Here is a 24,094-nt window from a genome sequence, read left to right as displayed (position 1 = left end):
CTAGCACAACCTCCACTCGCGCGCCCCGACCGAACGACCCGATGGAAAATGGAACTGAGAGCGTCTCCAGCTAGCGTCCACGCCTGAGGTCCGCGGTCGCACGCCTGAGGATATCGTGAAGCCAGTCATGCGACGGCTCGCCCTCGATACGTTCGTGCCACAACAGCCGGACCTCGACCGGGGTTGTGGCGTAAGGCAGTTCGTACGTCGTGATGGCATGCGCGCGTTCGAATGCCCGCGCTAAAGGCCGCGGAACGATGGCCGCCAATTCGGAGTCCGCGAGCAGGGCGGGCAGCGCCAGGAAATGCGGCAGCGAAACAGCTATGCGCGGCGGCCGGTCGCTTTCGGACAATGCCCGTTCGAGCGCCGCGCGGTCATACATTTCCGATCGCCTTGCGAGGCCGCGCTCGGAGATGAAGCCTCCGATTGCGCCCTCCTGCTCGCCGCCGAAGGAGACAACGACCAGCGGCATGCGCGCCAGGGCCGCGTTGTCGATCCGGCCGAGCTTGCGCTTTCCGCCCACGATCAGCACGTCGTCATATTCGAACAACAGCGAGGTCCGGAAGCGGCTCGGCGGATCCGAGAAGACACCGATCGCAACGTCGATTCGACCAAGGTCGATCTGCTCGGCGAGATCGATCCGCGTCACCGGCTTGATGATCAGGTCGATCGCCGGCGCCTCAAGCCTGAGTATCTCCAGGAGCGGTGAGGCCAGCACCATCGTGGTGAAGTCGTTGGCGGCGAGGGTGAATTGCCTTGTGGAGGCCGCCGGAACGAAGCGCGGCTGCTCGACCGCCGCCTCGAGCGATCGCAGCGCCTCGCGAACCTGTGGGGCCATCGTCAACGCGCGCGCGGTCGGCTGCATGCCGGTCGCCGTGCGCACGAACAAATCGTCTTCCAGCATCTCGCGGAGCCGGGCGAGCGAATGGCTTACGGCGGATTGACTGAGCGCAACCCGCTGGCTCGCCCGCAGCACGCTGCGCTCCTCCATGACGGCGTCGAAGACCTTGAGCAGGTTCAGGTCCAGGGTCTTGAAGGAAACAGCCACGTGCAGGACACCGTCGCAGGCGGATCGCGCGCCCGTTGCGTACCTGCGATCGTTTCCAGTTAAGGCCATGCGCGCGGCCAACGCAACCGAGCAGGGCGCCCGCACCGCGACGCCTGGCCGTCCGCGCCACCAATCTGAAGGCGGTTCAGGATCACCCTGCAAGAGTTTCACTTCCGCAATCGGCCGATCCCGTCATGATCCCGGCGCCGGATTTGGAGGAGACGCGCAATGAAATCCTGCGGGATGTCGATCGGAATTTTAGGAGCCGCACTGGCGCTGTTCACAGCGTCAGCCGTAGCGCAGGAGGGGCCGGTCAAGCTCGGCGTTCTCACCGACATGTCCTCGCTCTACGCCGACAATGGTGGCCAGGGCTCGGTGGTCGCGGCGCAGATGGCGGTCGACGACTTCGGCGGTCAGGTGCTGGGGCGCAGCATCCAGATCGTCGCGGGAGACCACCAGAACAAGGCCGATGTGGGAGCGACCATCGCGCGGCGCTGGCTCGAAAATGAAAACGTCGAGGCGATCCTCGACGTACCCAATTCTGCGGTCGCGCTGGCGGTGCAGGGCATCACGCGCGACAAGAAGAAGCTCTTCCTCGCCACCGGCGCCGCCACGTCGCGCCTGACCGGCGACGAATGCTCGCCGACCGGGATTCACTGGACCTACGACACCTATGCGCTGTCGCAGGGAACGACGCGGGCGATGTCGCGTCTCGGCGCAAAGTCCTGGTACTTCATCTCGGTCGACTATTCCCTCGGCGCCCAGCTCGAGGCCGACAGCCGCAAGGTCATTGACGCCACGGGCGGCAAGGTGATCGGCGCCGTGAAACATCCGCTCAATACGCCGGATTTTTCGTCCTTCCTGCTCCAGGCACAGTCCTCGAAGGCGGACGTGATCGCGCTCGCCGACACCGGCGGCGACTTCATCAACGTCGTCAAGCAGGCCGGCGAATTCGGCATCACGCAGCGGCAGAAGCTGGTCGGGCTGCTCGTCTTCATTGCCGACATTCACAGTCTCGGGCTCCAGAGCGCCCAGGGCCTGATGCTGAGCTCGGCGTTCTATTGGGACCTGAACGAGGACACGCGGGCGTGGTCGAAGCGCTTCATCGCCAAGACCCAGAAGGTCCCGACCATGATCCACGCCGGCACCTATGGCGCGGTGATGCACTACCTTAGGGCGGTTCAGGCGGCCGGCACGCTGGATGGGCCGACCATAGCCGCCAAGATGCGCGACATGCCCGTGAACGATTTCATGACGAAAAATGGCCGGATCCGCGAGGACGGCCGGCTGGTCCGCGACATGTATCTGTTTCGCGTCAAGTCGCCCGAGCAGTCCAAATACAAGTTCGACTATTACGAGCTGCTGGCGACGATTCCGGGCGAGGAAGCCTTCCGGCCGATGGAGCAAGGCGGATGTCCGCTCCTGAAGCAGCCATGATCGGCGAGGGCGCAGCCGTGCAGAGCGGCATAGACGAGATCATCGCAGGCCGTTTTGCATGCCGCGACTTCTCGGGCGCGCCGGTCGGGCGAGGGACCATCGAGCAGATTCTGCGCGTGGCACGGTTTGCGCCAAGCGGAGCCAACATCCAGCCCTGGCACGTCTACGTGCTGGCAGGCGCCGCCAAGGACAGCGTGTCGGCGGCACTGCGCGAAGCGCACGAAACGGCCCGCGACGCGCATGCGTCGGAATACAGATACTACGCCAGTGACCTGCCCGAACCCTACCTGCAACGACGACAGGAGTTCGGCCGGTTGTTTTACGGTTCGCTCGGCATCGCCCAGACCGATATCAAAGCCAGGAGCGGCCAGACCGCCAAGAACTATGCGTTCTTCGGCGCGCCCGTCGGGCTGATCGTCACGATCGACCGGCGCCTGGAGGTCGGCAGCTGGCTCGACCTCGGCATGTTCATCCAGAACGTGCTGCTGGCTGCGGCAGGCCATGGGCTCCAGTCATGTCCGCAGGAGACGTTCTCGAAATACCACCGGATCCTGCGTCCGCTGCTGTCGATCCCGGCGGAGCAAATGGTCGTGTGCGGCATTTCGATCGGCCGTCCCAGGGACCAAATCGCGGGCAGGCTGATGCCGCGCGCGAACATCGCGGACTTCGCCTCGTTCGCGGGCTTTGAAGAACAAAGTGCAACCCAAATGGAAAGGACAAGGCCATGGGAAGCCGAGACGAATTGATTCAGTACAGCATTCCGTTTCTGCGCGAGGTCAAGGATATGACGCCCGGCGCGGAGATGGAGCGATGGCTCAATGAAAGATACGGCGAGGGCAGCCAGCTCTACCAGGACCTGGCACGCCTGATTAAGCTCGGGGTCGCGGAAGGCTGGGCGGCGAACCAGGAGGTCGACGGTCCGAACTACCGGCGCAGCCGCATCATGGACCCGACGCCTGAAACGTTCCAGTTCAGCATCACGGCCGTCTACATGAACAGCACCGATCCGCGCCGCTTCAAGGACGAGGACGACCACGACGTGCTCCGCGGGCAATATCACGGTCACCCATATGGGGAACTGAACCTGGTCGTGCCGCTGGACAAGGGCGCCGAGCTCAAGGGGCTGCAGGGCTGGCAAGGGCCCGGCTGGACCGCGCCCGATCCAGGCAGCCGGCACTATCCCGAGGTCCGCGGCGGCGCCGTCATCGCGCTGTTCTATCTGCCCGCCGGACGCATCTCCTACGACTTCGCGGCGCCGTCCTAATCGCCGGCCGGACGGTCTCGGGTGACGCCGTGCGCGAGCGTCACCCGTTCAAAAGAATGCACAGCTGAGTCCGCGCGTGGCGATGCGCCGCGACGCCACGGCCAGCAAGGCGGCTCACTCATGAACGGTGGGGAGGGATTTCGGCGACCATGCGCCAAGCATGCCCACGCCCGGACCGCCATATCCGTAATTCGCATAAGGTATATTATGGAATATCTTTATATACAATTAGATCAGATATTTAGATCGAATTCCTGACACCGCGCCTTCGCTTGCCGTCCGTTTTCGGTCTACGCCGCGACCGGCCTCTCGGCTCTTGACGGCTACTGTGCATGGGGTTGTTTTTCAGATTTTGAATCCGGCCCATCTGCCGAAAGCCGATATTGCCGCGACGGTGTCCGGCTGCAATAAGCGAGACCTCGCGAGATCGCAGATGACCTTCAGGCCTTCCATCCGTATAGGTTTGCATCTCAGAACAACAACAAACTTCCGAGGAAGCAGACCCATGAGCTTTTCCCGACGCACGCTTCTCAAGGCCTCCGCCGCGACCGCGGTCCTGGGCGGCCTCGGTGCGCCCCATGTGGCCCGCGCCCAGAGCGCCGAGTTCACCTACAAATACGCTAACAACCTGCCTGACACCCATCCGCTGAACGTGCGCGCCAAGGAGATGGCGGCGGCGATCAAGGCCGAGACCAACGGCAAGTTCGACCTCCAGATCTTCCCGAACAACCAGCTCGGCTCCGACACCGACATGCTGAGCCAGATCCGGTCCGGCGGCGTCGAATTCTTCACGCTGTCAGGCCTGATCCTGTCGACCCTGGTGCCGGCCGCGTCCATCAACGGCATCGGCTTCGCGTTCCCGGACTACGGCACGGTCTGGAAGGCCATGGACGGCGACCTCGGCGCCCATGTCCGCGGCGAGATCAAGAAGGCCGGCCTCGAGGTCATGGACAAGATCTGGGACAACGGCTTCCGCCAGACCACGTCGTCGAGCAAGCCGATCAACGGTCCCGACGACCTCAAGGGCTTCAAGATCCGCGTGCCGGTGTCGCCGCTGTGGACCTCGATGTTCAAGGCGTTCGACGCCGCGCCCGCCTCGATCAATTTCGCCGAGGTCTATTCCGCGCTCCAGACCAAGATCGTCGAGGGCCAGGAGAACCCGCTGGCGATCATCTCGACCGCCAAGCTGTACGAGGTGCAGAAGTACTGCTCGCTGACCAACCACATGTGGGACGGCTTCTGGTTCCTGGCCAACCGCCGCGCCTGGAGCGCGCTGCCGGAGGACGTCCGCACCATCGTCGCCAAGAACATCAACGCCGCCGCCGTCAAGGAGCGTGAGGATACCGCGAAACTCAATGCGAACCTCCAGCAGGAGCTCGCGGGCAAGGGCCTGACCTTCAACCAGCCTGCGGTGGCGCCGTTCCGTGACAAGCTGCGCTCCGCCGGCTTCTATGCCGAGTGGAAGGGCAAGTATGGCGACCAGGCCTGGGATCTCCTGGAAAAGGCCGTCGGCAAGCTGTCGTAACGCGCTTTGGGGCCGCCGAGGTTCTTATCGAGATGGCTCATGTCGAGGTTGAGGCGACCGGAGTGGTGGGCGAGGTGGCTGTTCAGCCCCCTCGCCGATCCCTCGTGCTGGCCTCGCTGGAGCATGTGCTCGGTCTCGCCGTCGAGATCCCCGCGGCAATCCTGGTCGTCGCCGAGATCGTGATCCTGTTTGCCGGCGTGGTCGCACGCTACGGCGTGCACCGGCCGCTGATCTGGTCGGATGAGCTCGCCTCGATCCTGTTCTTGTGGCTGGCCATGCTGGGCGCGGCGGTCGCATTCCGCCGCTCCGAGCACATGCGCATGACGGCGCTCGTCGCGAGTGCGCGGCCGGCCGTGCGCGCCTATCTGGACGTGGTCGCGACCTGCGCGGCGCTGGCGTTCCTGGCGCTGATCGTCTGGCCATCCGCCGAATACGCCTACGAGGAAAGCTTCATCACCACGCCGGCGCTCCAGATCTCGAACATGTGGCGCGCCGCGGCGCTGCCGGCCGGCGTCTGCCTGATGGCAGTGTTCGCGCTGCTGCGGCTGCTGCGCGCCGCCGATTACCGCATGGTGCTGACGGCGGCGATATCGGTTGCCGTCATCGTCGGCCTGTTCTGGCTGGCGCAGCCTTTTCTGCGGCCGCTCGGCAATCTCAACCTCGTCATCTTCTTCGTCGGCGTCGCCGGCTTCTGCGTCTTTGCCGGCGTTCCCATTGCGTTCGGGTTTGGCCTCGCGATCTACGGCTATCTGGCGCTGACCACGCGGACGCCGGTGATGGTGCTGGTCGGGCGGATGGACGAGGGCATGAGCCACCTCATCCTGCTCTCGGTGCCGCTGTTCGTGTTCCTGGGGCTTCTGATCGAGATGACCGGCATGGCGCGGGCCATGGTCGCGTTCCTGGCGAGCCTGCTCGGCCATGTCCGCGGCGGCCTGCATTACGTGCTGGTCGGCGCGATGTACCTCGTCTCCGGCATCTCCGGCGCCAAGGCGGCCGACATGGCGGCGGTGGCGCCCGTGCTGTTCCCGGAAATGAAGCAGCGCGGCGCCAAGCCCGGCGACCTCGTGGCGCTTCTTGCGGCTACCGGTGCCCAAACCGAGACCATTCCGCCGAGCCTTGTGCTGATCACGATCGGCTCGGTCACGGGCGTCTCGATCGCCGCCCTCTTCACCGGCGGCCTGCTGCCTGGCGTCGTGCTCGCCATCACGCTCTGCATGCTGGTGTGGTGGCGCTACCGCCACGAGGACATGAGCCATGTCCGCCGCGCCACGGGTGGCGAGATCGGCAAGACCTTCATCATCGCCCTGCCCGCGCTCGCGCTGCCCTTCGTGATCCGCTACGCCGTGGTCGAGGGCATTGCGACCGCGACCGAAGTCTCCACCATCGGCATCGTCTACGGCGCCCTGGTCGGCCTCCTCGTCTACCGCCGCTTCGACTGGCGGCGGCTGTTTCCCATGCTGGTCGAGACCGCGGCGCTGTCGGGCGCGATCCTCCTGATCATCGGCACGGCGACCGGCATGGCCTGGGGGCTCACCCAATCCGGCTTCTCGCGCTCGCTGGCTGCAGCCATGACCGGATTGCCCGGGGGACCTGCCACCTTCATCGCCGTGTCGATCCTGGCCTTTACCGTTCTCGGCAGCGTGCTCGAGGGCATTCCGGCAATCGTGCTGTTCGGGCCGCTATTGTTTCCGATCGCCCGCGCCGTCGGCGTGCACGAGGTGCACTACGCCATGGTGATCATTCTCGCCATGGGTATCGGGCTATTCGCCCCGCCCTTCGGCGTCGGCTATTATGCCGCCTGCGCCATCGGACGCGTCGATCCGGCCGAAGGCATCAGGCCGATCTGGGGCTATCTGCTGGCGTTGCTGGTGGGATTGATCATCGTCGCGATCTTCCCCTGGATCTCGATCGGATTCCTGTAGAGCGCGGCGTCAAGGAGGGTTCGATGAGCGAGCGGCAGAACCAGTACAATATCGGCCTCGACAAGACCCCCGCCAACTACGTCCCCCTGAGCCCGCTGAGCTTCCTCGCGCGCAGCGCCGCCGTCTATCCCAACCACGTCAGCACGGTCTATGAGGGCCGCAGCTTCACGTGGCGCGAGACGCATGAGCGCTGCAAGCGCTTTGCGTCCTGGCTCGGCGGCAAGGGCATCGGCGTCGGCGATACCGTCGCGGCGATGCTGCCGAACATTCCGGCGATGAACGAGGTGCACTTCGCCGTCCCCATGACCGGCGCCGTTCTCAATGCGCTCAACATTCGTCTCGATGCGCCTTCGATCGCGTTTCAGCTCGATCACGGCGGCGCCAAGATCATCCTGGTCGATCCGGAGTTTTCGACTGTCATCACCGACGCGCTCGCGCAGATGAAGGGCCCGAAGCCGTTCGTCGTCGACGTCGACGACGCCGCTTTCAAGGGCGGCAAGCGCATCGGCGAGATCGAGTATGAGGCGGCGGTTGCGCAAGGCGACCCGGGCTTCGCGGCGATCCCGCCCAAGGACGAATGGGACGCCATCGCGCTGAGCTATACCTCGGGCACCACGGGCAATCCCAAGGGCGTCGTCACCCATCATCGCGGCGCCTATCTCAACGCCGTCAGCAACATCCTCGCCGGCCAGCTTGGCCAGCATCCGATCTATCTCTGGACGCTGCCGATGTTCCACTGCAACGGCTGGTGCTTCCCCTGGACCATCGCGGCGGCCGCCGGCATCAACGTCTGCCTGCGCAAGGTCGAGCCGACAAAAATCTTCGAGCTGATCAAGCAGCACGGCGTCACCCACATGTGCGGCGCGCCGATCGTCTATAACACGCTGATCAACGCACCCGACGCGCCGAAGGGCAGTGCCGCGCGCCGCGTCGTGGGCCTGATCGCCGGCGCCGCACCGCCGGTCGCGGTGCTCGAAGGCGCAGAAAACATCGGCATCAGGCTCACGCACGTCTACGGCCTGACCGAGGTCTACGGCCCCGCCTCCGTCTGCGCCGAGCAACCCGGCTGGGACGATCTGCCGGCCGCCGAGCGCGCCAGCATGAAGCGGCGGCAGGGCGTGCCCTACCCGCTCGAGGAAGGCGTCACCGTCATCAATCCGCAGACGATGCAGGAGGTGCCCCGCGATGGCGAGACCATCGGCGAGGTCATGTTCCGCGGCAACATCGTGATGAAGGGCTACCTCAAGAACGAGAAGGCGACGAAGGAAGCCTTCGAGGGCGGCTGGTTTCACACCGGCGACCTCGGCGTGCTCGACGAGCACGGTTACGTCATCATCAAGGATCGCTCCAAGGACATCATCATTTCCGGCGGCGAGAACATTTCCTCCGTCGAGGTCGAGGACATCCTCTACAAGCATCCGGCCGTGCTGTTCGCAGCCGTCGTCGCAAAGCCCGATCCGAAATGGGGCGAGGTGCCCTGCGCCTTCGTCGAACTGAAGGACGGCGCCAGCGCGACCGAAGCCGAGATCATCGCCTTCTGCCGCACGCATATGAGCGGCTTCAAGACGCCGAAGGCCGTCGTGTTCGGACCGATCCCGAAGACGTCCACGGGCAAGATCCAGAAATTCCTGCTGCGTAACGAGGTCGGCTCGTCGAAGGCGATCTCGGCCTGAACCGAGCCGGCGCGATCAGTGCGTGTCGAGCCGCATGCCGTCATAGGCCGGCACCACGCCCGCCGGCAGCGATTGCCGGATCACCTCGTAATCGACGTCGGCCGTCATGTTGGTGATGACGGCGCGCTTCGGCTTGAAGCGCTCGATCCAGGACAGCGCATCGTTGATACTGAAATGGCTGGAATGCTGGGTGTAGCGCAAGCCGTCGACGATCCAGAGATCGAGATTCTCCAGCGCGCCCCAGCTCTCGCGCGGGATGTCGTTGAGGTCGGGCGTGTAGGCGGCATTGCCGATGCGATAGCCGAGCGCGGGGATCTGGCCGTGTTGGACCAGGAAGGCGGTCATGGTCACGTCGCCGCCCTTGCCGGTGATGGTCCGGCTTTCGCCGGCCTCGATCGAATGCCGGTGCAGGATCGGCGGATAGTCGCTGCCCTCGGGCGAGATGAAGCAGTAGGAGAACCGCGCCATGATGTCTTTCGCGGTCGACTGGTTGAAATAAACCGGAATGCGCTTGCGCATGTGGAGCACGACGGAGCGCAGATCGTCCATGCCGTGGGTCTGGTCGGCATGCTCATGGGTCAGGAACACCGCGTCGATGTGGTCGACATTGGTATCGATGAGCTGCTCGCGCAGGTCGGGCGAGGTGTCGACCACGATGCGCGTGGTCCCGTGGTGTGATGTCTGCTCGACAAGCAGCGAGCAGCGGCGGCGGCGGTTCTTTGGATTGTTGGGATCGCAGGCGCCCCAGCCGAGTGCCGGGCGCGGCACGCCGGCGGAGGAGCCGCAGCCCAGGATCGTCAGCGTCAGCGTCATGCGGCTCCCAGTCCTAAGATTTCACCTTGGAGAACAGGCGGAAGAAGTTTTCGGTGGTCTGGCGTGAGATCTCGTCGAGCGACACGCCGCGCGTTTCGGCGAGCACCTTGGCGACCTCGACCACATAGGCCGGCTCGTTGCGTTTGCCCCGGAACTTGCCGGGCGCAAGATAGGGCGAGTCTGTTTCAACCAGAATACGGTCAGACGGCAGTTCAGCCGCAAGCGCGCGCAGGGTCTCCGATTTCTTGAAGGTCAGGATGCCCGTGAAGCCGATATAGAGCCCGAGCGACACCGCCTTCAGCGCCAGCTCGCGCCCGCCCGTGTAGCAATGCAGCACGGCGCGAAACGATCCCTTGGCCGCTTCCTCCTCCAGGATGCGGCCGCAATCCTCGTCCGCCTCGCGGGTGTGGATCACCAGCGGCAGGCCGGTCGCACGAGCCGCCGCGATATGGGCGCGAAAGCCCCTCGCCTGCGCCTCCGGCGCGCCGTTGTCGTAGAAATAGTCGAGCCCGGCCTCGCCGAGCGCGACCACCTTGGGATGCCCGGTCAACCCGATCAGCTCGTCCGGCGAGATGCCGTCTTCCTCGTCCGCGTTGTGCGGATGGGTGCCGACCGAGCAGTAGACGTCGTCGTAGCGCTCAGCGATGGCCAGAAGCTGATTGAGCTTTCGCACCCGCGTGGAGATCGTGACCATACGGCCGATGCCGGCCGCACGTGCACGCGAGACGATCCCGTCGAGGTCTTCCGCAAAGTCCGGAAAATCCAGATGGCAGTGGCTGTCGACCAGCATCGCCCGAACGCCCTAGGCCGCCGGCTCGATGTAGCGCGGGAACGCCGGTGTTGGCGCCGGCAGCGTCGAGCCTGGCGCGATCCGTTTGGCGCCCCCGAGCATCGCGAAGTTCCGCTCGCCCGCGGGAATGCCGAGGCTGTCGAGCAGCAGGCCCGAGGCGGTCGGCATCGCCGGCTGGGCCAGGATCGCGATCTGGCGCACGACTTCGGCGGTGACATAGAGCACCGTCTTCTGCCTGACAGGATCGGTCTTGGCGAGCGCCCACGGCGCCTCGCCCGCGAAATAGCGGTTGGCCTCCGCGACCACGGCCCACACGGCGTTGAGCCAGTGATGGATCTGCTGCGTCGCCATCGCTTCGCGCGATGCGACGATCATGCCGTCCGCCATCGCCAGAATCGCCTTGTCGTTGTCGCTGAACTCGCCCGGCTCCGGCAGCACGCCGCCGAGCTGCTTGGCGATCATCGAAAGCGAGCGCTGCGCGAGGTTGCCGAGGTCGTTGGCGAGATCGGCATTGATGCGCGCGACGATGGCATCGTGGTTGTAGTTGCCGTCCTGGCCATACGAGACCTCGCGCAGGAAGAAATAGCGCATCTGGTCGACGCCATACTGCTCGGCAAGATTGAAGGGGTCGACGACATTGCCGACCGACTTCGACATCTTCTCGCCCCTGTTGAACAGGAAGCCATGGGCATAGACCCTCTTCGGCAGCGAAATGCCGGCCGACATCAGGAATGCGGGCCAGTAGACCGCGTGGAAGCGGATGATGTCCTTGCCGATGATGTGCACGTCGGCCGGCCAGTAGCGCCAGTTCTTGTCGCTCTCGTCGGGGAATCCGACGCCGGTGATGTAATTGGTCAGCGCGTCGACCCAGACATACATCACGTGCTCTTCGTCGCTGGGCACTTTCACGCCCCAATCGAAGGTCGTGCGCGAGATCGAGAGATCGCGCAAGCCGCCGCGTACGAAGCTCACCACCTCGTTCTTGCGCGAGTCCGGGCCAATGAATTCAGGATGATCTTCGTAGAGCTTCAGAAGCTTGTCCTGATAGGCCGACAGGCGGAAGAAATAGCTCTTCTCCTCGACCCATTCGACTGGCGTGCCTTGCGGTCCGAGGCGCACGCCGTCGTCGTTCAGGCGCGTCTCGTCCTCGGCGTAATACGCCTCGTCGCGCACCGAGTACCAGCCGGCATAGCTGTCGGCGTAGATGTCGCCGTTCGCTTCCATGCGCCGCCAGATCTCCTGGCTGGAGCGATGGTGCTGCTCTTCGGTGGTGCGGATAAAGCGGTCGAACGACACGTTCAGACGCTCGTCCATCTCCTTGAAGCGGCCAGCATTGCGGGTCGCGAGCGCGGACGGGGTCAGGCCCTCGTTCTGCGCGGTCTGGACCATCTTCTGACCGTGCTCGTCGGTGCCGGTCAGGAAGAACACGTCCTTGCCGTCGAGCCGCGCAAAGCGCGCCAGCACGTCGGCCGAGATCGCCTCATAGGCGTGGCCGATATGCGGGCTGCCGTTGGGATAGGCGATGGCGGTCGAGATGTAGAAGACGTTGTCGCGCGCGGGCGCAGCAACGGGAGTTGCGGCTTGCGAAGCTGCGACGGGCCTCAGTGCGGGCGGCGCCTCAGGCTTCGACACCTTGGGCTTCGACACCTTGGGCTTCACAACCTTTGGCGGCGTGGCGACAGGAGCCGGTGCGGCGGTCACGGCAGGCGCGGTCACTTTCGCTTTCTTGGCGACCTTCTTCGCCGGAGCCTTGCTCTTCGCCGGAGACTTGGCTGCCTTTTTGGCCGCTTTCACCGCCTTCTTGGCGACGACCTGCTTCTTCGCGGCCTTCTTGCCGGCCTTCTTTGTCGTCTTCGCAGCGCTTTTCTTCACGCCCTTCTTGACGGCAGGCTTCTTGGTCTTCTTGACCTTCTTGGCAGCTTTGCGCGCGAGCGCCTTCACGGCCTTCTTCACGGCCTTGTTGGCAGCCTTCTTCTTGCTGCTCTTGCCTCTAGCGGTTTTCTTAGCTCGCGTGGCCACGACGAATTCCTTTACCGGCTTCTCGAAATTTGGAAACGAACCTGCGTTAGGTCATTATTTGGAGCATGATCCTGTCGGAAAACCGCTGCACACTTTTCCGGATCATGCTCTAGCGCGTTGCGTCCGCCAGCCAGCCGAACACCGAGAAAACCAAGGGCTTTCGCTCCAGATTGTAGGTTTCGGTGTCGCGCGCGGCGCGGACGATCTTTTCCCATACCTCAGCTAGGCGCGCAAGGCGCGGCAGATTCTGGTTGGCATTGGCCTCGTCGGAGTGCAGGCGTTCCGCTATCCAGCGATCGATGCCGTCGATGAAGGCCGCCAGCCCGACTCGATCGCTGGTGCCAAGCGAATCGCCGAGCGTGTGCAGTTCGCGCGGATCCACCTGTGGCAGGCGCGCAAGCAGCGCCGCCGTGCGCTGCTGCAGCTTCAGGGCATCGCCGCCGAGCAGCGTCAGCGCCCGCGCGACACTGCCCTCGGAGGCCTCCGCGGCCTCGCGCAGCGCCGGATCGTTCGGATCGAGGTCAGCCGTCGAAGCTGCGGCGCCGATCACATCATCCGTGTCGAGCGGGCGCAGGCGCAGCTTGCGGCAGCGCGACTGGATCGTGGCGAGCACGCGCGCCGGCGCGTGGCTGACCAGGAGAAACAGCGATTGCTGCGGCGGTTCCTCGAGGATTTTCAGCAGCGCGTTGGCGGCATTCGGATTGAGCTCGTCGACGGTGTCGACGATGCAGACGCGCCAACCTTCTGCCGCGGCAGTCGAGCCGAAGAAACCGATCGTCTCCCGCGTCTCGTCCACGGTGATCACGGTGCGCATCACGCCGCGATCGTTGGCGGTGCGTTCCAGCGTCAACAGCCCGCCATGCGAGCTGGCCGCAACCTGCCGCGCCACGGCGTTATCAGGATCGACCGCGAGGGTCTCGGCGCGCTGCACGGACGGCGCCAGCGGCTGGCCGTTGGAAAGCACGAAGCGCGCCATGCGATAAGCCAGCGTCGCCTTGCCGATCCCCTGCGGCCCGCCGATCAGCCAGGCATGCGGGATGCGCCCGCTGCGATAGGCCGCGAGTAGCGCCGTCTCGGCCTCGCGATGGCCGAACAGAAGGCTCGTCTCGCGCGGATGCGGAATGGCGGTTTCGCGTTCGGCCTGGCGCGGGCTCATAGGGAAACCACCGATGCAGGGGTTGGGAGAAGACGGTCGCGCAGCGCCGTCCAGACTCGTCCAGCAACCGTGTCGGGATCGGAATTGGCATCGATCAGGACGCAACGGCCGGGATCGTCCTCGGCGATCTTGCGATAGGCCTCGCGCAGGCCCTGATGGAAGCTGAGCTGCTCGCCCTCGAACCTGTCAGGTGTGCCGCTACCACGACGCACGGCGGCGCGCTGCAATCCAATCTCGACCGGCAAATCGAGGATGAGGGTGAGGTCCGGCTTGAGATCGCCGATCGTGACCCGCTGCATCGCGTTGATCAGGCCCATCGGCACGCGGCCGAGGCTGCCCTGATAGGCCCGCGTTGAGTCGGCGAAGCGGTCGCACAGCACCCAGGCGCCCCGATTGAGCGCAGGCTGGATCACGGTGCGGACATGGTCATCGCGAGCAGCCGCGAACAGCAGCGTCTCGGCTTCGGGCCCGAGCAGCTTGCCCATCCCCGACAGCACCAGGTGGCGCATGATCTCGGCACCCGGCGAGCCGCCGGGCTCGCGCGTGACGAGGGTCCGCATCCTGGCCGCAGTGAGGCGGTCGGCGAGCTTCTTGATCTGGGTCGACTTGCCGGTGCCCTCGCCGCCTTCAAAGGTGATGAAGCGTCCGCGCCCGGACGGCCGCTGTGCTGCGCTCTCACTCATGATCAGAGCTTCTCGGCGCCCGCGCGGAACATGCCGATCACGAGCTCGCTGGCACCGTCGATCGCGCGGCGCATGGTCGAGCCGGTGCCGATCGCTTCGGCGGCATAGACGGGCGTTTCCACCGCGATGTTGCCGCTGCGCCAGACCTTGACCACGCCGACCTTCTGGCCGGCTTCGATCGGCGCACGCACCGGTCCGCTATAGACGACGCGCGCAATCAGCTTGTCGCTGCCGTTCTTGTGCACCATCACCTTGACGGGCGTCTTGGCGACAAGCTTGACCGAGCGGCTCTCGCCGCCAAACACTTTTGCGTAGCCAACCTGCTGGTCGGCCGCGATCAGGGTGCGGGTCTCGAAATTGCGAAAGCCCCATTCCAGCATCTTCTTGGCTTCGGTGGCGCGATCCTCGGGATCTTCCAGGCCATTGACGACCACGATCAGCCGCGTTCCGTTCTGCACGGCCGAGCCGACCATGCCGTAGCCGCCTTCCTTGGTGTAGCCGGTTTTCAGACCGTCGGCGCCTTCCATCGAATTGAGCAGAGGATTGCGGTTGGGCTGGCGGATCTTGTTCCAGGTGTACTCCTTCTCGCCGAACAGTTTATAGAATTCGGGGAAGTCGAGAATGATGTGGCGGGCAAGGATGCCGAGCTCGCGCACCGTCATCTTGTTGCCGGGATCGGGCAGGCCGTTGGAATTGCCGAAAGTCGACTTCGTCATGCCGAGCTCGCGGGCACGCTTGGTCATGAAGTCGGCGGCAAAGATCTTCTCGTTGCCGGCAATGCCCTCGGCCAGCGCGATGCAGGCGTCATTGCCGCTCTGGATGATCGCGCCATGCAGGAGATCGTCGACCGAAACCTTGCTGTTGATGGCGGCGAACATGGTCGAGCCGCCCGAGGGCGCCCCGCCCTTGCGCCAGGCGTTCTCGCTGATCCGGTACTCGTCGGTCGGCTTGATGTCGCCCTTCTTGATGGCATTGAAGACGACTTCGGCCGTCATCAGCTTCATCATGCTGGAGGGCGCACGCAGCTCGTCGGCGTTCTTCTCGAACAGCACGCTGCCGCTGGAAGCCTCGATCAGAATCGCGGTTGGGGCGTCGCCATCGAAGCCGGAATCCTCGGTTTTCTTGGCGCCCTGGATGCTCTGGTTGGCGGCGTAGAGCGCCCCGCCCCAGCCGATGCCCGCCACCAGAACCGCAGCGATCAGCCCGCGCGCCAGCGCACCGGCGGAGAACCGGGTGCGACGGAGCGGAAAAAGACGAAATGCCATGGCGAAGCCCTGAGAGCGGCGTTCTAACAGCAGGAACCGGTGCGAACAACACGGGGCTGGCCGCCGAACCCGAGATTGCACGATTCTCGGCGCGCCCCTATCGTGGCACCTCATATTTCCCGACCAAACCCCTGAAACAAGGCGGAAAAGCGATGTTGTCCACCCGCGTCATCAAGGCCAACGGGATCGACCTGTTCATCCGCGAAGCCGGCCAAGGTCCGCTGGTGGTGCTGTGCCACGGCTGGCCCGAGCTATCCTACTCCTGGCGCCACCAGATCCCGGCGCTGGCGGACGCCGGGTTTCGCGTCGTCGCCCCTGACATGCGCGGCTACGGCCAGAGCGCGGCACCGGCGGACGTCGCCGCCTACTCGATCTTCGACACGGTCGGCGACATCGTTGGCCTCGTGCACGCGCTCGGCGAGACCAAAGCGATGGTGGTCGGCCACGACTGGGGCGCGCCGGTCGCCTGGCATGCGGCGCTGTTCCGGCCCGACATCTTCACGGCGGTGGCGGGCCTGAGCGTGCCGCCGCCATTCCGCGGCCGCGGCAAGCCGCTCGATCTGCTGCGCCAGGGCGGCGTCACCAATTTCTACTGGCAGTATTTCCAGACGCCCGGCGTCGCCGAGGCCGAGTTCGAGCGTGACATCGCCCGCACCATGCGCATCGTGCTCGGCGGGCGCGGCCTTGCCGATCCCAGTGCCGCGATGTTCGTCCAGGAGGGCAAGGGCTTTCTCGGTCACGCGCTCGCCGAGGAGCCGCTGCCCAACTGGCTCAGCGAGGCTGACCTCGCCTATTTCACCGAAAGCTTCCGCAAGTCCGGCTTCCGCGGCGGGCTGAACTGGTACCGTAACCTCGACCGCAATTGGGAGCTGACGGCGCCCTGGCAGGACGCGCAGATCCATCAGCCGTCGCTCTTCATTGCCGGCTCCAAAGACGCCGTCATCACCGGCCTGATCGGCGCCAAGCGCGTCAACGAGCTCGAGCGCGTCCTGCCCAATCTGACGCGGAAGCTGATCATCGAAGGCGCCGGCCATTGGGTCCAGCAGGAACGGTCCGACGAGGTCAATGCTGCGCTGCTGAAGTTCCTGCGCGAGGTGACTGTGCGTTAGGCGAGATCCTTTTTCATCGCGATATGGGCGGCGCCCGCCTGCCCGGTCTCGGCAAATCCTCGCCGCAGGTAAAACCTGAGCGCGGCCGAATTGTCCGCGAGCACCGAGAGGGTCAGCGCGCCGAGACCCTGCTGCCGTGCGCTCGCTTCGAGCGCGTCGAGGATCTTCGTACCGGCGCCGCGACCGCAATCGGCCGGCAGCAGCGCGATATCGATGATGTGCCAGTGCTCGCTTTCGCAATGAAGCAGCAGCCGGCCGATCGCGGTCCCGTCCTGTGTGACGATCAGCGAGATCGCACCCGGAAACTGCGCGGCATAGCCGGCCGCCTGGCCGCGGAACTGTTGCGCGATGATCTGGCCGACGATCGGCCCGGACAATCCGGTCGCGGTGAATTGCCCCGTCCGCACCTCCTCGAAGAGATGCCGGATGAACGGCTCGTCGATCGGACTTGCGGGCCGAAGCCGAAGAGCCGGATCGTCCGGAACGATGTCGAGCGGCGCGCCGTCAATCATGCCGTCGCGCACTCAAGATCGTTCAGGAGCTGCCAAAAGCCGGAAAGATTCCCGCGTAGGCGATACACCACACGATCGCCTGGGTCGGCTGCATGTTGTCGTGCGGCAGGTTCTGCCCGGTGAGTGTGACGGCGCTTGGCACCAAGGTGAGACTGCCGGGTGGCGCCGTGAAGCCGGTGAAGTTCGGGTCGATCGCAACCGTGGTCCCCGCCGCGCCGGGACCTGCCGTAGCGCCTGTCGCGCTCTTGTCGCCGAGTTGCAGGGCGTGCGTGTGCCTCGCCATGTTGTCGCCGATCAGCGTCACCGTCGAACTGCCGACGGTCTCGCCGACGACATAATTTTGCAATCCCGGACCTTGCCCCTGGCCGATCGCGACCGAACCGTTCAGGTTCGGCAAGGCGAAATTGGTCGTGCCATTGCCGCCGTAATAGGTACCGATGAGTGCAAATAACGCACTGTAGCCCTGAATTGGCAGGAGCTGGCCGCCGCACGGTAGCCAGGCGCTGTTGAAGCCGCCGACTGCAAAAGGAAACGTAAAAGCCTGGATTTCTCCGACGAACGGATCTGACATGTTGTCTTTCCTTGAGACTGAATACGGATGCGTGCGCAGCCTAACCGGACGAAGGGAAGACGCCCGCGTAGCAAATGCAGTAATTGGCAACGACGCTCGGCATCATGTTGTTGTGCCCGATGCTGTTGCCCGAAGTGGCGACGCAGGGGGCCATCGTGGAGTACGTCCCGGCGTTCGCAATCGGTGCGTAGAGTTCACCTGCTGACGCCGTGGCAAGATGGAGGGTCGGCCCGGGCGTTACATCCGTTGCTGTCGCGGTCGAGGACATCAGCGCATGACTGTGGGTCGGCATTTCGGCTTCGATCAGGGTGTGGTTCTCCTCACCCCCGGGCTGGCCCAGCGTATAGTTCGGAAGGCCTGTCCCCTGTCCCTGTCCGATCGGCACACGGCCGCGCAGATCGGGAAGGTTGAACGTGTTGACGCCATCGCCGCCATAGGTGGTGCCGATCACGGCGTAAAGCGTCTCAAACTGGGCAATCGAGACCGACTGTCCATTGCAGGCGAACCAGCCGTCCGGCACCCGCGGAAAGCCAAACAACCTGATCTCGCCGATAAACGGATCTGCCATCGCATATGATCCTTTGGTGTGCGCCCGTTCCGATCCGATCGGCGAATGCGCGAATTCCGATCGGCGAATGCGCGAATATGGGAAAATTGAAGTGGGCGGATTACGTTTGCGAAAATGCGGCCGTGCAGCCGCTCAGCTTCGCGACGGAAAAATCCCCTGCGTCGCGATCAGATAGCTGATCGTGAGATAGGGCTGCATGTTGTTATGCTGCTGGTTGCCGCCTTCGTTCACCAGATTGGTGGCGGTGGCCAATGGCGTGTCGCCGCTCCCGGCTGCGGCAAAAATCTTCGTCGGGTTGGTCGCCGGCAGTGAGTTTGTCGCGAAGACGTTGCCTGTGGGAGGGACGCTCCCGCGTCCGCCTCCTCCGACCGCTGCAGACACTTGAATGAGATGATTGTGGGCCGGGAGCTGCTGCACATTGAGGCTGGCCATATACGATCCGCCGGTCATGCCCACGGGATATTGGCCGGCGCCACTCGAGCCGAGGATCGCGCGACCGCGCAGATCCGGGAGTGCAAACGTCGTCACTCCGTTGCCGCCATAATAGGTGCCGAGCAACGAGAACAGCGCGGAATTTTGCTGGATGGCCAGCAGCGCACCGTTACACAGCGCCCAACCTCTGGGAATCACTGCGCCCGCAAAAGGCATGATCTGTCCGAGAACCGGCTGTAACGGCATGACCCCTCCCCCAAAAAACCAACGACCCGTCGCGTGATGATGCAGACCACGACGGCGGCACTTAAATTAAAGAATGAATTTATTGCGGCCCACTCGCCAAGATTGTTGAACAGCCAGCGTCGACAGTCAAGCGCAAGCGCAACCATAAATTGACACGCCAAGCGTTTCCGTCGATTACTATCAAAGCACGCTTTTGTTGCCGCTATGCAACGGTTCGCCGGAAAGTAGTGCTTGCGACTTGGTTTGAGCAGTTTGGCTGGCTCGCTCGCTTGCGTTGCGCACCGCGTCCCGTCAAATGCACGCAACGATATAGGCGAATAATTTCACAATCAGGGATTTTAGGCGGATGCTCTATCGAGAGCTGCCGCTAAGGGGGGCCGGTGAGTCACGCAATTGCGGTGGCCATTCCAGCGATAATCGGGAAATTGGCGATCCCGACACGTGATGGTGAAGCTACGCCTTCGCGGATATTGCGCTCTCTCTGGCGGGCGGCTCAACGCATCTGCATCGCGGCCGTCGTGATGCTCGGCGCGATGGCAGCGGCGAACGCGGCTTGCGATCAAACGACGGATTCGACGTCGGGCGTGACCATCAACTTCACGTCGGTCGGTCAGATCTATCGCCTGTGTCTGACCGTCGGCGCAGCCGCGGCCGACGACTCGGTTGTATACGGCGTCTATTCCGTCGCGGGCACAGACGCCTTTTACAATGCACCGATCGCAAATTCGAGCGGCCATTCGGGCAGCCCACTGCTCACAGCGGCCGATTATAATCCGACCACGTCAAAGGCAACTTACACATTTCATCCAACGAACCCGAACCAAAACGGTCAATCCGCGAAGGCCGGCCAGGCCGAGATCGATATCACGCTGAACAGCAAGACAGGTGGCGGACAGGACTCGATCACCCTGTATTACACGCCGGGCTGCAGCGATTTCAACGTGGGCTGCTCCGGCAGCTCGATCGCAAACACCCCTTATACGTTCACGATCAATCTACCCAGCCCCACGGTGACGTCGGTTTCACCGACGACCGGGCCGCTCGCCGGCGGCACTTCGGTGGTGATCACGGGTACCAACTTCACCGGGACGACCGGCGCGGCCGGCGTCAAGTTCGGCGCCACCAACGCGACGGGTTACACCGTCAATTCCAATACGCAGATCACGGCGACGGCGCCGGCGGGGTCCGCCGGGACCGTCGATGTCACCGTCACCAACGGCTCGACATCGCCGACGTCGGCGGCGGACCAGTTCACCTATGTCGCCGCGCCGACTGTAACCTCGATATCGCCGACATCAGGTCCAACCGGTGGCGGCACATCGGTGATCATCACCGGCACGAATTTCAGCACGACCACAGGCGCTGCCGGCGTGAAGTTCGGCGCCAACAATGCCGCGAGCTACACGGTCAATTCCAATACCCAGATCACGGCCACTGCGCCTGCCGGAACCGGCACCGTCGACGTCACCGTCACGACAGTAGGCGGAACGTCCGCGACCACGGCCTCCGACCAGTTCACCTATGTGGGCGCGCCCACCGTCACCTCGATTTCGCCGACCTCGGGTCCGGGCTCTGGCGGCACCACCGTAACCATCACCGGCACCAACTTCACAGGCGCGACGGCCGTGGTGTTCGGAGCAGCGGCTGCGACTGGCGTCACGGTTAATTCGGCGACCCAGATCACCGCGACGTCGCCGGCAGGAACCAGCACGATCGACATCAGGGTGACGACAGCCGGCGGCACGTCCGCAACATCTGCAGCGGACCAGTTCACTTATATTGCCGCTCCCACCGTCACCTCGATCTCCCCGACCGCAGGTCCGGCGGCCGGCGGGACGTCGGTGACGATCACCGGCACCAACTTCACCGGAGTCACGGCCGTGACGTTCGGCGGGACCGCGGCGGCCGGCTTCACATTCAATTCAGCGACATCGATCACGGCGACCTCGCCGGCGGGTGCCGCCGGTGCTGTTGACGTCAGGGTCACAACACCGGGCGGGACATCAGCGACCTCGGCTGCGGATCAGTTCACCTATGCCGCGCCGCCGACCGTGACGTCGATCTCGCCGACATCGGGTCCGCAGACCGGCGGCACGACCGTGGTCATCACCGGTACGAACTTCTCCGGAGCAACTGCGGTCACGTTCGGCGCAACGGCGGCAACCGGTTTCGCGGTCAATTCGGCGACCCAGATCACCGCGACATCGCCCGCAGGCACTGGTACGGTCGACATCACGGTGACGACCGTGGGCGGAACATCGGCAACGTCAGCAGCCGATCAATTCACTTATGTTCCGGCACCGACGGTCACTTCGATTTCGCCGACCTCGGGTCCGGGCGTTGGCGGCACCACCGTAACCATCACCGGCACCAACTTCACAGGCGCGACGACCGTAGTGTTCGGAGCAACGGCTGCGACTGGCGTCACGGTCAATTCGGCGACCCAGATCACCGCGACGTCGCCGGCAGGAACCAGCACGATCGACATCAGGGTGACGACAGCCGGCGGCACCTCGGCCACCTCCGCCGCCGACCAGTTCACCTATGTCGCCACGCCAGCCGTCACGTCGCTTTCGCCGACGTCGGGGCCGGCGGCCGGCGGCACGGTGGTGACGATCACGGGCACCAATTTCACCGGCGTCACGGCCGTGTCATTCGGCGGGACGGCCGCGGCCGGCTTCACGTTCAATTCAGCGACCTCGATCACCGCGACCTCTCCGGCGGGGGCCGCCGGTGCTGTTGACGTCAGGGTCACGACGCCGGGCGGGACGTCCGCGATCTCGGCGGCTGATCAGTTCACCTATGCCGGCCCTCCCTCGATCACGTCGATTTCGCCGACAGGCGGCCCCCTAGGCGGCGGCACCATTGTCACGATCACCGGCGCCAATCTGTCAGGTGCAACGGTGGTGACGTTCGGCGCCACGGCGGCGGCCGGCTTCACCGTCAATTCGGCAACCCAGATCACCGCGACATCGCCTGCCGGGGCCGGCACCGTGGACATCAGGGTAACGACGGTAGGCGGAACGTCGGCAATGTCCGCGGCGGATCAGTTCAGCTACGCCGCGACGCCGGCGGTGACGTCGGTTGCGCCGAATGCGGGCCTGCTCGCCGGCGGAACGTCGGTCACCATCACGGGCACCGCGTTGTCCGGAGCCACCGCGGTGAAGTTCGGCGCAACCAATGCGACCAGCTTCACTGTCAATTCGGCAACCTCGATCACCGCGGTCTCGCCGGCCGGCGCCGGTACGGTCGATGTCACCGTGACGACGCCAGGCGGAACGTCCGCCACATCGGCATCGGACCAATTCAGCTACACGCCGGCACCAACGGTCGGCTCGATCTCACCGAGCTCCGGATCCGCGATCGGCAGCACCTCCGTGGCGGTCACGGGGACCGGATTCACCGGCGCCATCGCAGTGAAGTTCGGCGCCAACAACGCGACCAGCTTCACGGTCAATTCGGCAACGTCGATCACCGCAACCTCGCCGCCCGGCGCCGGCACGGTCGATGTCACCGTGACGACGGCCGGAGGGACGTCGCCGACCTCGGCGGCAGACAGGTTCACCTATCTGTCCGCGACGACCACCACGGAGCTCACGTCGTCGAAGAATCCGAGCAGCTACGGCGAGTCTGTAACTTTCACGGCCAAGGTGAGCAGCTTGGGCGGAACGCCGACGGGAACGGTCACTTTCAACGACGGCGGCACGCCGATCGGCACGTCTACCCTGTCGGCCGGTGTCGCCACCTTTGCCACGACCACACTCGCCGTCGGCAATCACAGCATCACGGCAACCTACAACGTCAGTGTGGCCTTCAACGCCTCGACCTCGCCGGCTCTGAACCAGTCGGTCGACATTCCCGCCGACAGCGCCAAGCTGCGCGCCCTCCAGCTCAACGTCACCAAGATCGTGGCGCAGAGTTCGGGACAGGCGATCTCCGGTTCGATTGACACCGCGATTTCCGAAGGGTTCAGCGACGGCGGGCAATACATCACGCCAGGCGCGGGCGGACTGCGCGTCAATTTCGCCGCCGCGCCCGACGGCGATGAGGACGACAAGCCCAAATCCGGTCAGCAGCCCGGTTCTCAAAGTTTGAACGCCTATTCGGGCGACGGCGGCCCCGGCCGGACCGGCGGCCGCGGGCGCGGCTCCTCGCGGATCGATGACGCCTTCGCCGCGATCGATCGGGCGGCTCCGACCAAGGCACCGGCTGCGCGCTTCAGGGAGCAGAAGGACTGGCTGTTCTGGATCGACGCGCGCGGCAGCGGCATCGATCAGTGGGGCTCGTCCGGCAACATCGGTCAGGGTGCAACCCAGGCCACGCTCTTCGGCCAGCAGATCAACCTGCTGTCCGGACTGACCTACCGGGCGAGACCCAATTTGCTGGTCGGTGTGACCGGCGGCTATGAGAACTTCAGCTACACCCAGACCGACATCAACGGAAAGCTGAAGGGCGACGGCTGGACCGTCGGTGCCTATCTCGGCTGGAAGATCATCCCGACGCTGCGTTACGACGTGGCCGTGACCTATTCCGGCATCGGCTATGACGGCACCGCCGGCACGGCCCAAGGCAACTTCAACGGCAATCGCTGGATATTCGCGACCGGCTTCACCGGCAGCTACAGCTGGGCCAATTTCAATATCGAACCGTCGGCCAAGGTCTACGCGATCTGGGAGCGGGAAAACGCCTATGTCGACTCGCTCGGCACCCAGCAGGCGGCCCGCACCTTCTCGAGCGGCCGCGCGTCTGCCGGCAACAGGGTCTCCTACCCCATACCGTGGCTCGATAGCGTGCTGCTGGCGCCCTATGCCGGCGTCTTTGCCGACTATTACTTCACGCAGGACGATGCGGCCGCGATCGTTGCTGCGGGCGGCATCCCGCTCGCTTCGACACCATTGCTCCAGGGCTGGTCAGCCCGCATCACGGGCGGCATCGGCGCAAGGCTGGCGGGCGGCACCACGGTCGGCTTCGGCGCCGAACTCGGCGGCATCGGCAGCAACACGCAGATCTGGACGTTCACGGGACGCGCGCGCATCCCATTCTGATCCCTGGGCGCTACGC

Annotated in this window: 19 protein-coding genes; 8 read left to right on the top strand and 11 right to left on the bottom strand. The window is 64.7% G+C overall.

What is annotated here, in order from left to right:
• Nucleotides 1–70 precede the first annotated feature (70 nt).
• On the bottom strand, nt 71–1,048 hold the full coding sequence (locus AB7290_RS21275; RefSeq protein WP_085401492.1) for a LysR family transcriptional regulator: 978 nt from the start codon (nt 1,046–1,048) through the stop codon (nt 71–73).
• Nucleotides 1,049–1,276: 228 nt separating this feature from the next.
• On the opposite strand from AB7290_RS21275, the gene AB7290_RS21270 reads away from it, so the two are divergent.
• The 6 genes from AB7290_RS21270 to AB7290_RS21245 all read left to right on the top strand — a co-directional run bounded on the left by AB7290_RS21270 (nt 1,277) and on the right by AB7290_RS21245 (nt 8,869).
• Nucleotides 1,277–2,485, top strand: a complete 1,209-nt coding sequence (locus tag AB7290_RS21270) for an ABC transporter substrate-binding protein (RefSeq protein WP_085401493.1) — start codon at nt 1,277–1,279, stop codon at nt 2,483–2,485.
• Nucleotides 2,482–3,231, top strand: coding sequence for a nitroreductase (locus AB7290_RS21265; protein ID WP_245344095.1), 750 nt, complete (start codon nt 2,482–2,484; stop codon nt 3,229–3,231). Before AB7290_RS21270 ends, AB7290_RS21265 begins: the two co-directional genes overlap by 4 nt.
• Nucleotides 3,210–3,749 (top strand): 4-hydroxylaminobenzoate lyase, encoded by a 540-nt coding sequence (locus tag AB7290_RS21260; protein WP_085401494.1) that lies wholly within the window; start codon nt 3,210–3,212, stop codon nt 3,747–3,749. Before AB7290_RS21265 ends, AB7290_RS21260 begins: the two co-directional genes overlap by 22 nt.
• 505 nt (nt 3,750–4,254) lie before the next feature.
• Nucleotides 4,255–5,274: a TRAP transporter substrate-binding protein gene (locus tag AB7290_RS21255; RefSeq protein WP_085401495.1), complete on the top strand. Its 1,020-nt coding sequence runs from the start codon at nt 4,255–4,257 to the stop codon at nt 5,272–5,274.
• Nucleotides 5,275–5,306: 32 nt separating this feature from the next.
• Nucleotides 5,307–7,196, top strand: a complete 1,890-nt coding sequence (locus AB7290_RS21250; protein ID WP_085401496.1) for a TRAP transporter large permease — start codon at nt 5,307–5,309, stop codon at nt 7,194–7,196.
• Between the two features lie 23 nt (nt 7,197–7,219).
• Complete coding sequence (locus AB7290_RS21245) at nt 7,220–8,869, top strand: acyl-CoA synthetase (RefSeq protein ID WP_085401497.1); 1,650 nt, start codon at nt 7,220–7,222, stop codon at nt 8,867–8,869.
• A gap of 15 nt (nt 8,870–8,884) precedes the next feature.
• On the opposite strand, the gene AB7290_RS21240 is transcribed toward AB7290_RS21245, so the two are convergent.
• The 6 genes from AB7290_RS21240 to AB7290_RS21215 form a co-directional block, all read right to left on the bottom strand.
• Nucleotides 8,885–9,682, bottom strand: coding sequence for an MBL fold metallo-hydrolase (locus tag AB7290_RS21240; RefSeq protein WP_085401498.1), 798 nt, complete (start codon nt 9,680–9,682; stop codon nt 8,885–8,887).
• Between the two features lie 13 nt (nt 9,683–9,695).
• Nucleotides 9,696–10,472 (bottom strand): TatD family hydrolase, encoded by a 777-nt coding sequence (locus AB7290_RS21235; RefSeq protein WP_085401499.1) that lies wholly within the window; start codon nt 10,470–10,472, stop codon nt 9,696–9,698.
• Nucleotides 10,473–10,484: 12 nt separating this feature from the next.
• A complete protein-coding gene (gene metG / locus AB7290_RS21230; RefSeq protein WP_085401500.1) occupies nt 10,485–12,491 on the bottom strand; it encodes a methionine--tRNA ligase in 2,007 nt (668 codons plus the stop codon).
• 109 nt (nt 12,492–12,600) lie between these two features.
• On the bottom strand, nt 12,601–13,647 hold the full coding sequence (locus tag AB7290_RS21225; protein WP_085401501.1) for a DNA polymerase III subunit delta': 1,047 nt from the start codon (nt 13,645–13,647) through the stop codon (nt 12,601–12,603).
• Nucleotides 13,644–14,330 (bottom strand): dTMP kinase, encoded by a 687-nt coding sequence (gene tmk / locus AB7290_RS21220; protein WP_085401502.1) that lies wholly within the window; start codon nt 14,328–14,330, stop codon nt 13,644–13,646. Before tmk ends, AB7290_RS21225 begins: the two co-directional genes overlap by 4 nt.
• Nucleotides 14,331–14,332: 2 nt before the next feature.
• Complete coding sequence (locus tag AB7290_RS21215; RefSeq protein WP_085401503.1) at nt 14,333–15,595, bottom strand: D-alanyl-D-alanine carboxypeptidase family protein; 1,263 nt, start codon at nt 15,593–15,595, stop codon at nt 14,333–14,335.
• 152 nt (nt 15,596–15,747) lie between these two features.
• On the opposite strand from AB7290_RS21215, the gene AB7290_RS21210 reads away from it, so the two are divergent.
• Nucleotides 15,748–16,704, top strand: a complete 957-nt coding sequence (locus AB7290_RS21210; protein ID WP_085401504.1) for an alpha/beta fold hydrolase — start codon at nt 15,748–15,750, stop codon at nt 16,702–16,704.
• Here the strand turns inward: AB7290_RS21210 and AB7290_RS21205 are convergent.
• From AB7290_RS21205 to AB7290_RS21190, 4 genes are all read right to left on the bottom strand, one after another.
• Nucleotides 16,701–17,216, bottom strand: a complete 516-nt coding sequence (locus AB7290_RS21205) for a GNAT family N-acetyltransferase (RefSeq protein WP_085401538.1) — start codon at nt 17,214–17,216, stop codon at nt 16,701–16,703. The genes AB7290_RS21210 and AB7290_RS21205 overlap by 4 nt on opposite strands.
• A 22-nt stretch (nt 17,217–17,238) precedes the next feature.
• Entirely contained in the window at nt 17,239–17,787 is a 549-nt protein-coding gene (locus tag AB7290_RS21200) for a phage tail protein (protein ID WP_085401505.1), read from the bottom strand.
• A gap of 40 nt (nt 17,788–17,827) precedes the next feature.
• A complete protein-coding gene (locus AB7290_RS21195) occupies nt 17,828–18,355 on the bottom strand; it encodes a phage tail protein (protein WP_085401506.1) in 528 nt (175 codons plus the stop codon).
• A gap of 132 nt (nt 18,356–18,487) precedes the next feature.
• Nucleotides 18,488–19,033, bottom strand: a complete 546-nt coding sequence (locus tag AB7290_RS21190) for a phage tail protein (protein WP_063983286.1) — start codon at nt 19,031–19,033, stop codon at nt 18,488–18,490.
• Nucleotides 19,034–19,554: 521 nt separating this feature from the next.
• Between AB7290_RS21190 and AB7290_RS21185 the strand changes: the two genes are divergently transcribed.
• The gene (locus AB7290_RS21185) at nt 19,555–24,078 is read left to right on the top strand and encodes a beta strand repeat-containing protein (protein WP_085401507.1); all 4,524 of its coding nucleotides are present in this window, start codon (nt 19,555–19,557) and stop codon (nt 24,076–24,078) included.
• Nucleotides 24,079–24,094: the final 16 nt, after the last annotated feature.

The sequence above is a fragment of the Bradyrhizobium sp. 613_E4_N2_2 genome (assembly GCF_052075995.1).
Lineage (GTDB): Bacteria > Pseudomonadota > Alphaproteobacteria > Rhizobiales > Xanthobacteraceae > Bradyrhizobium > Bradyrhizobium barranii.
This window is presented reverse-complemented; position numbering and strand designations above follow the sequence as displayed.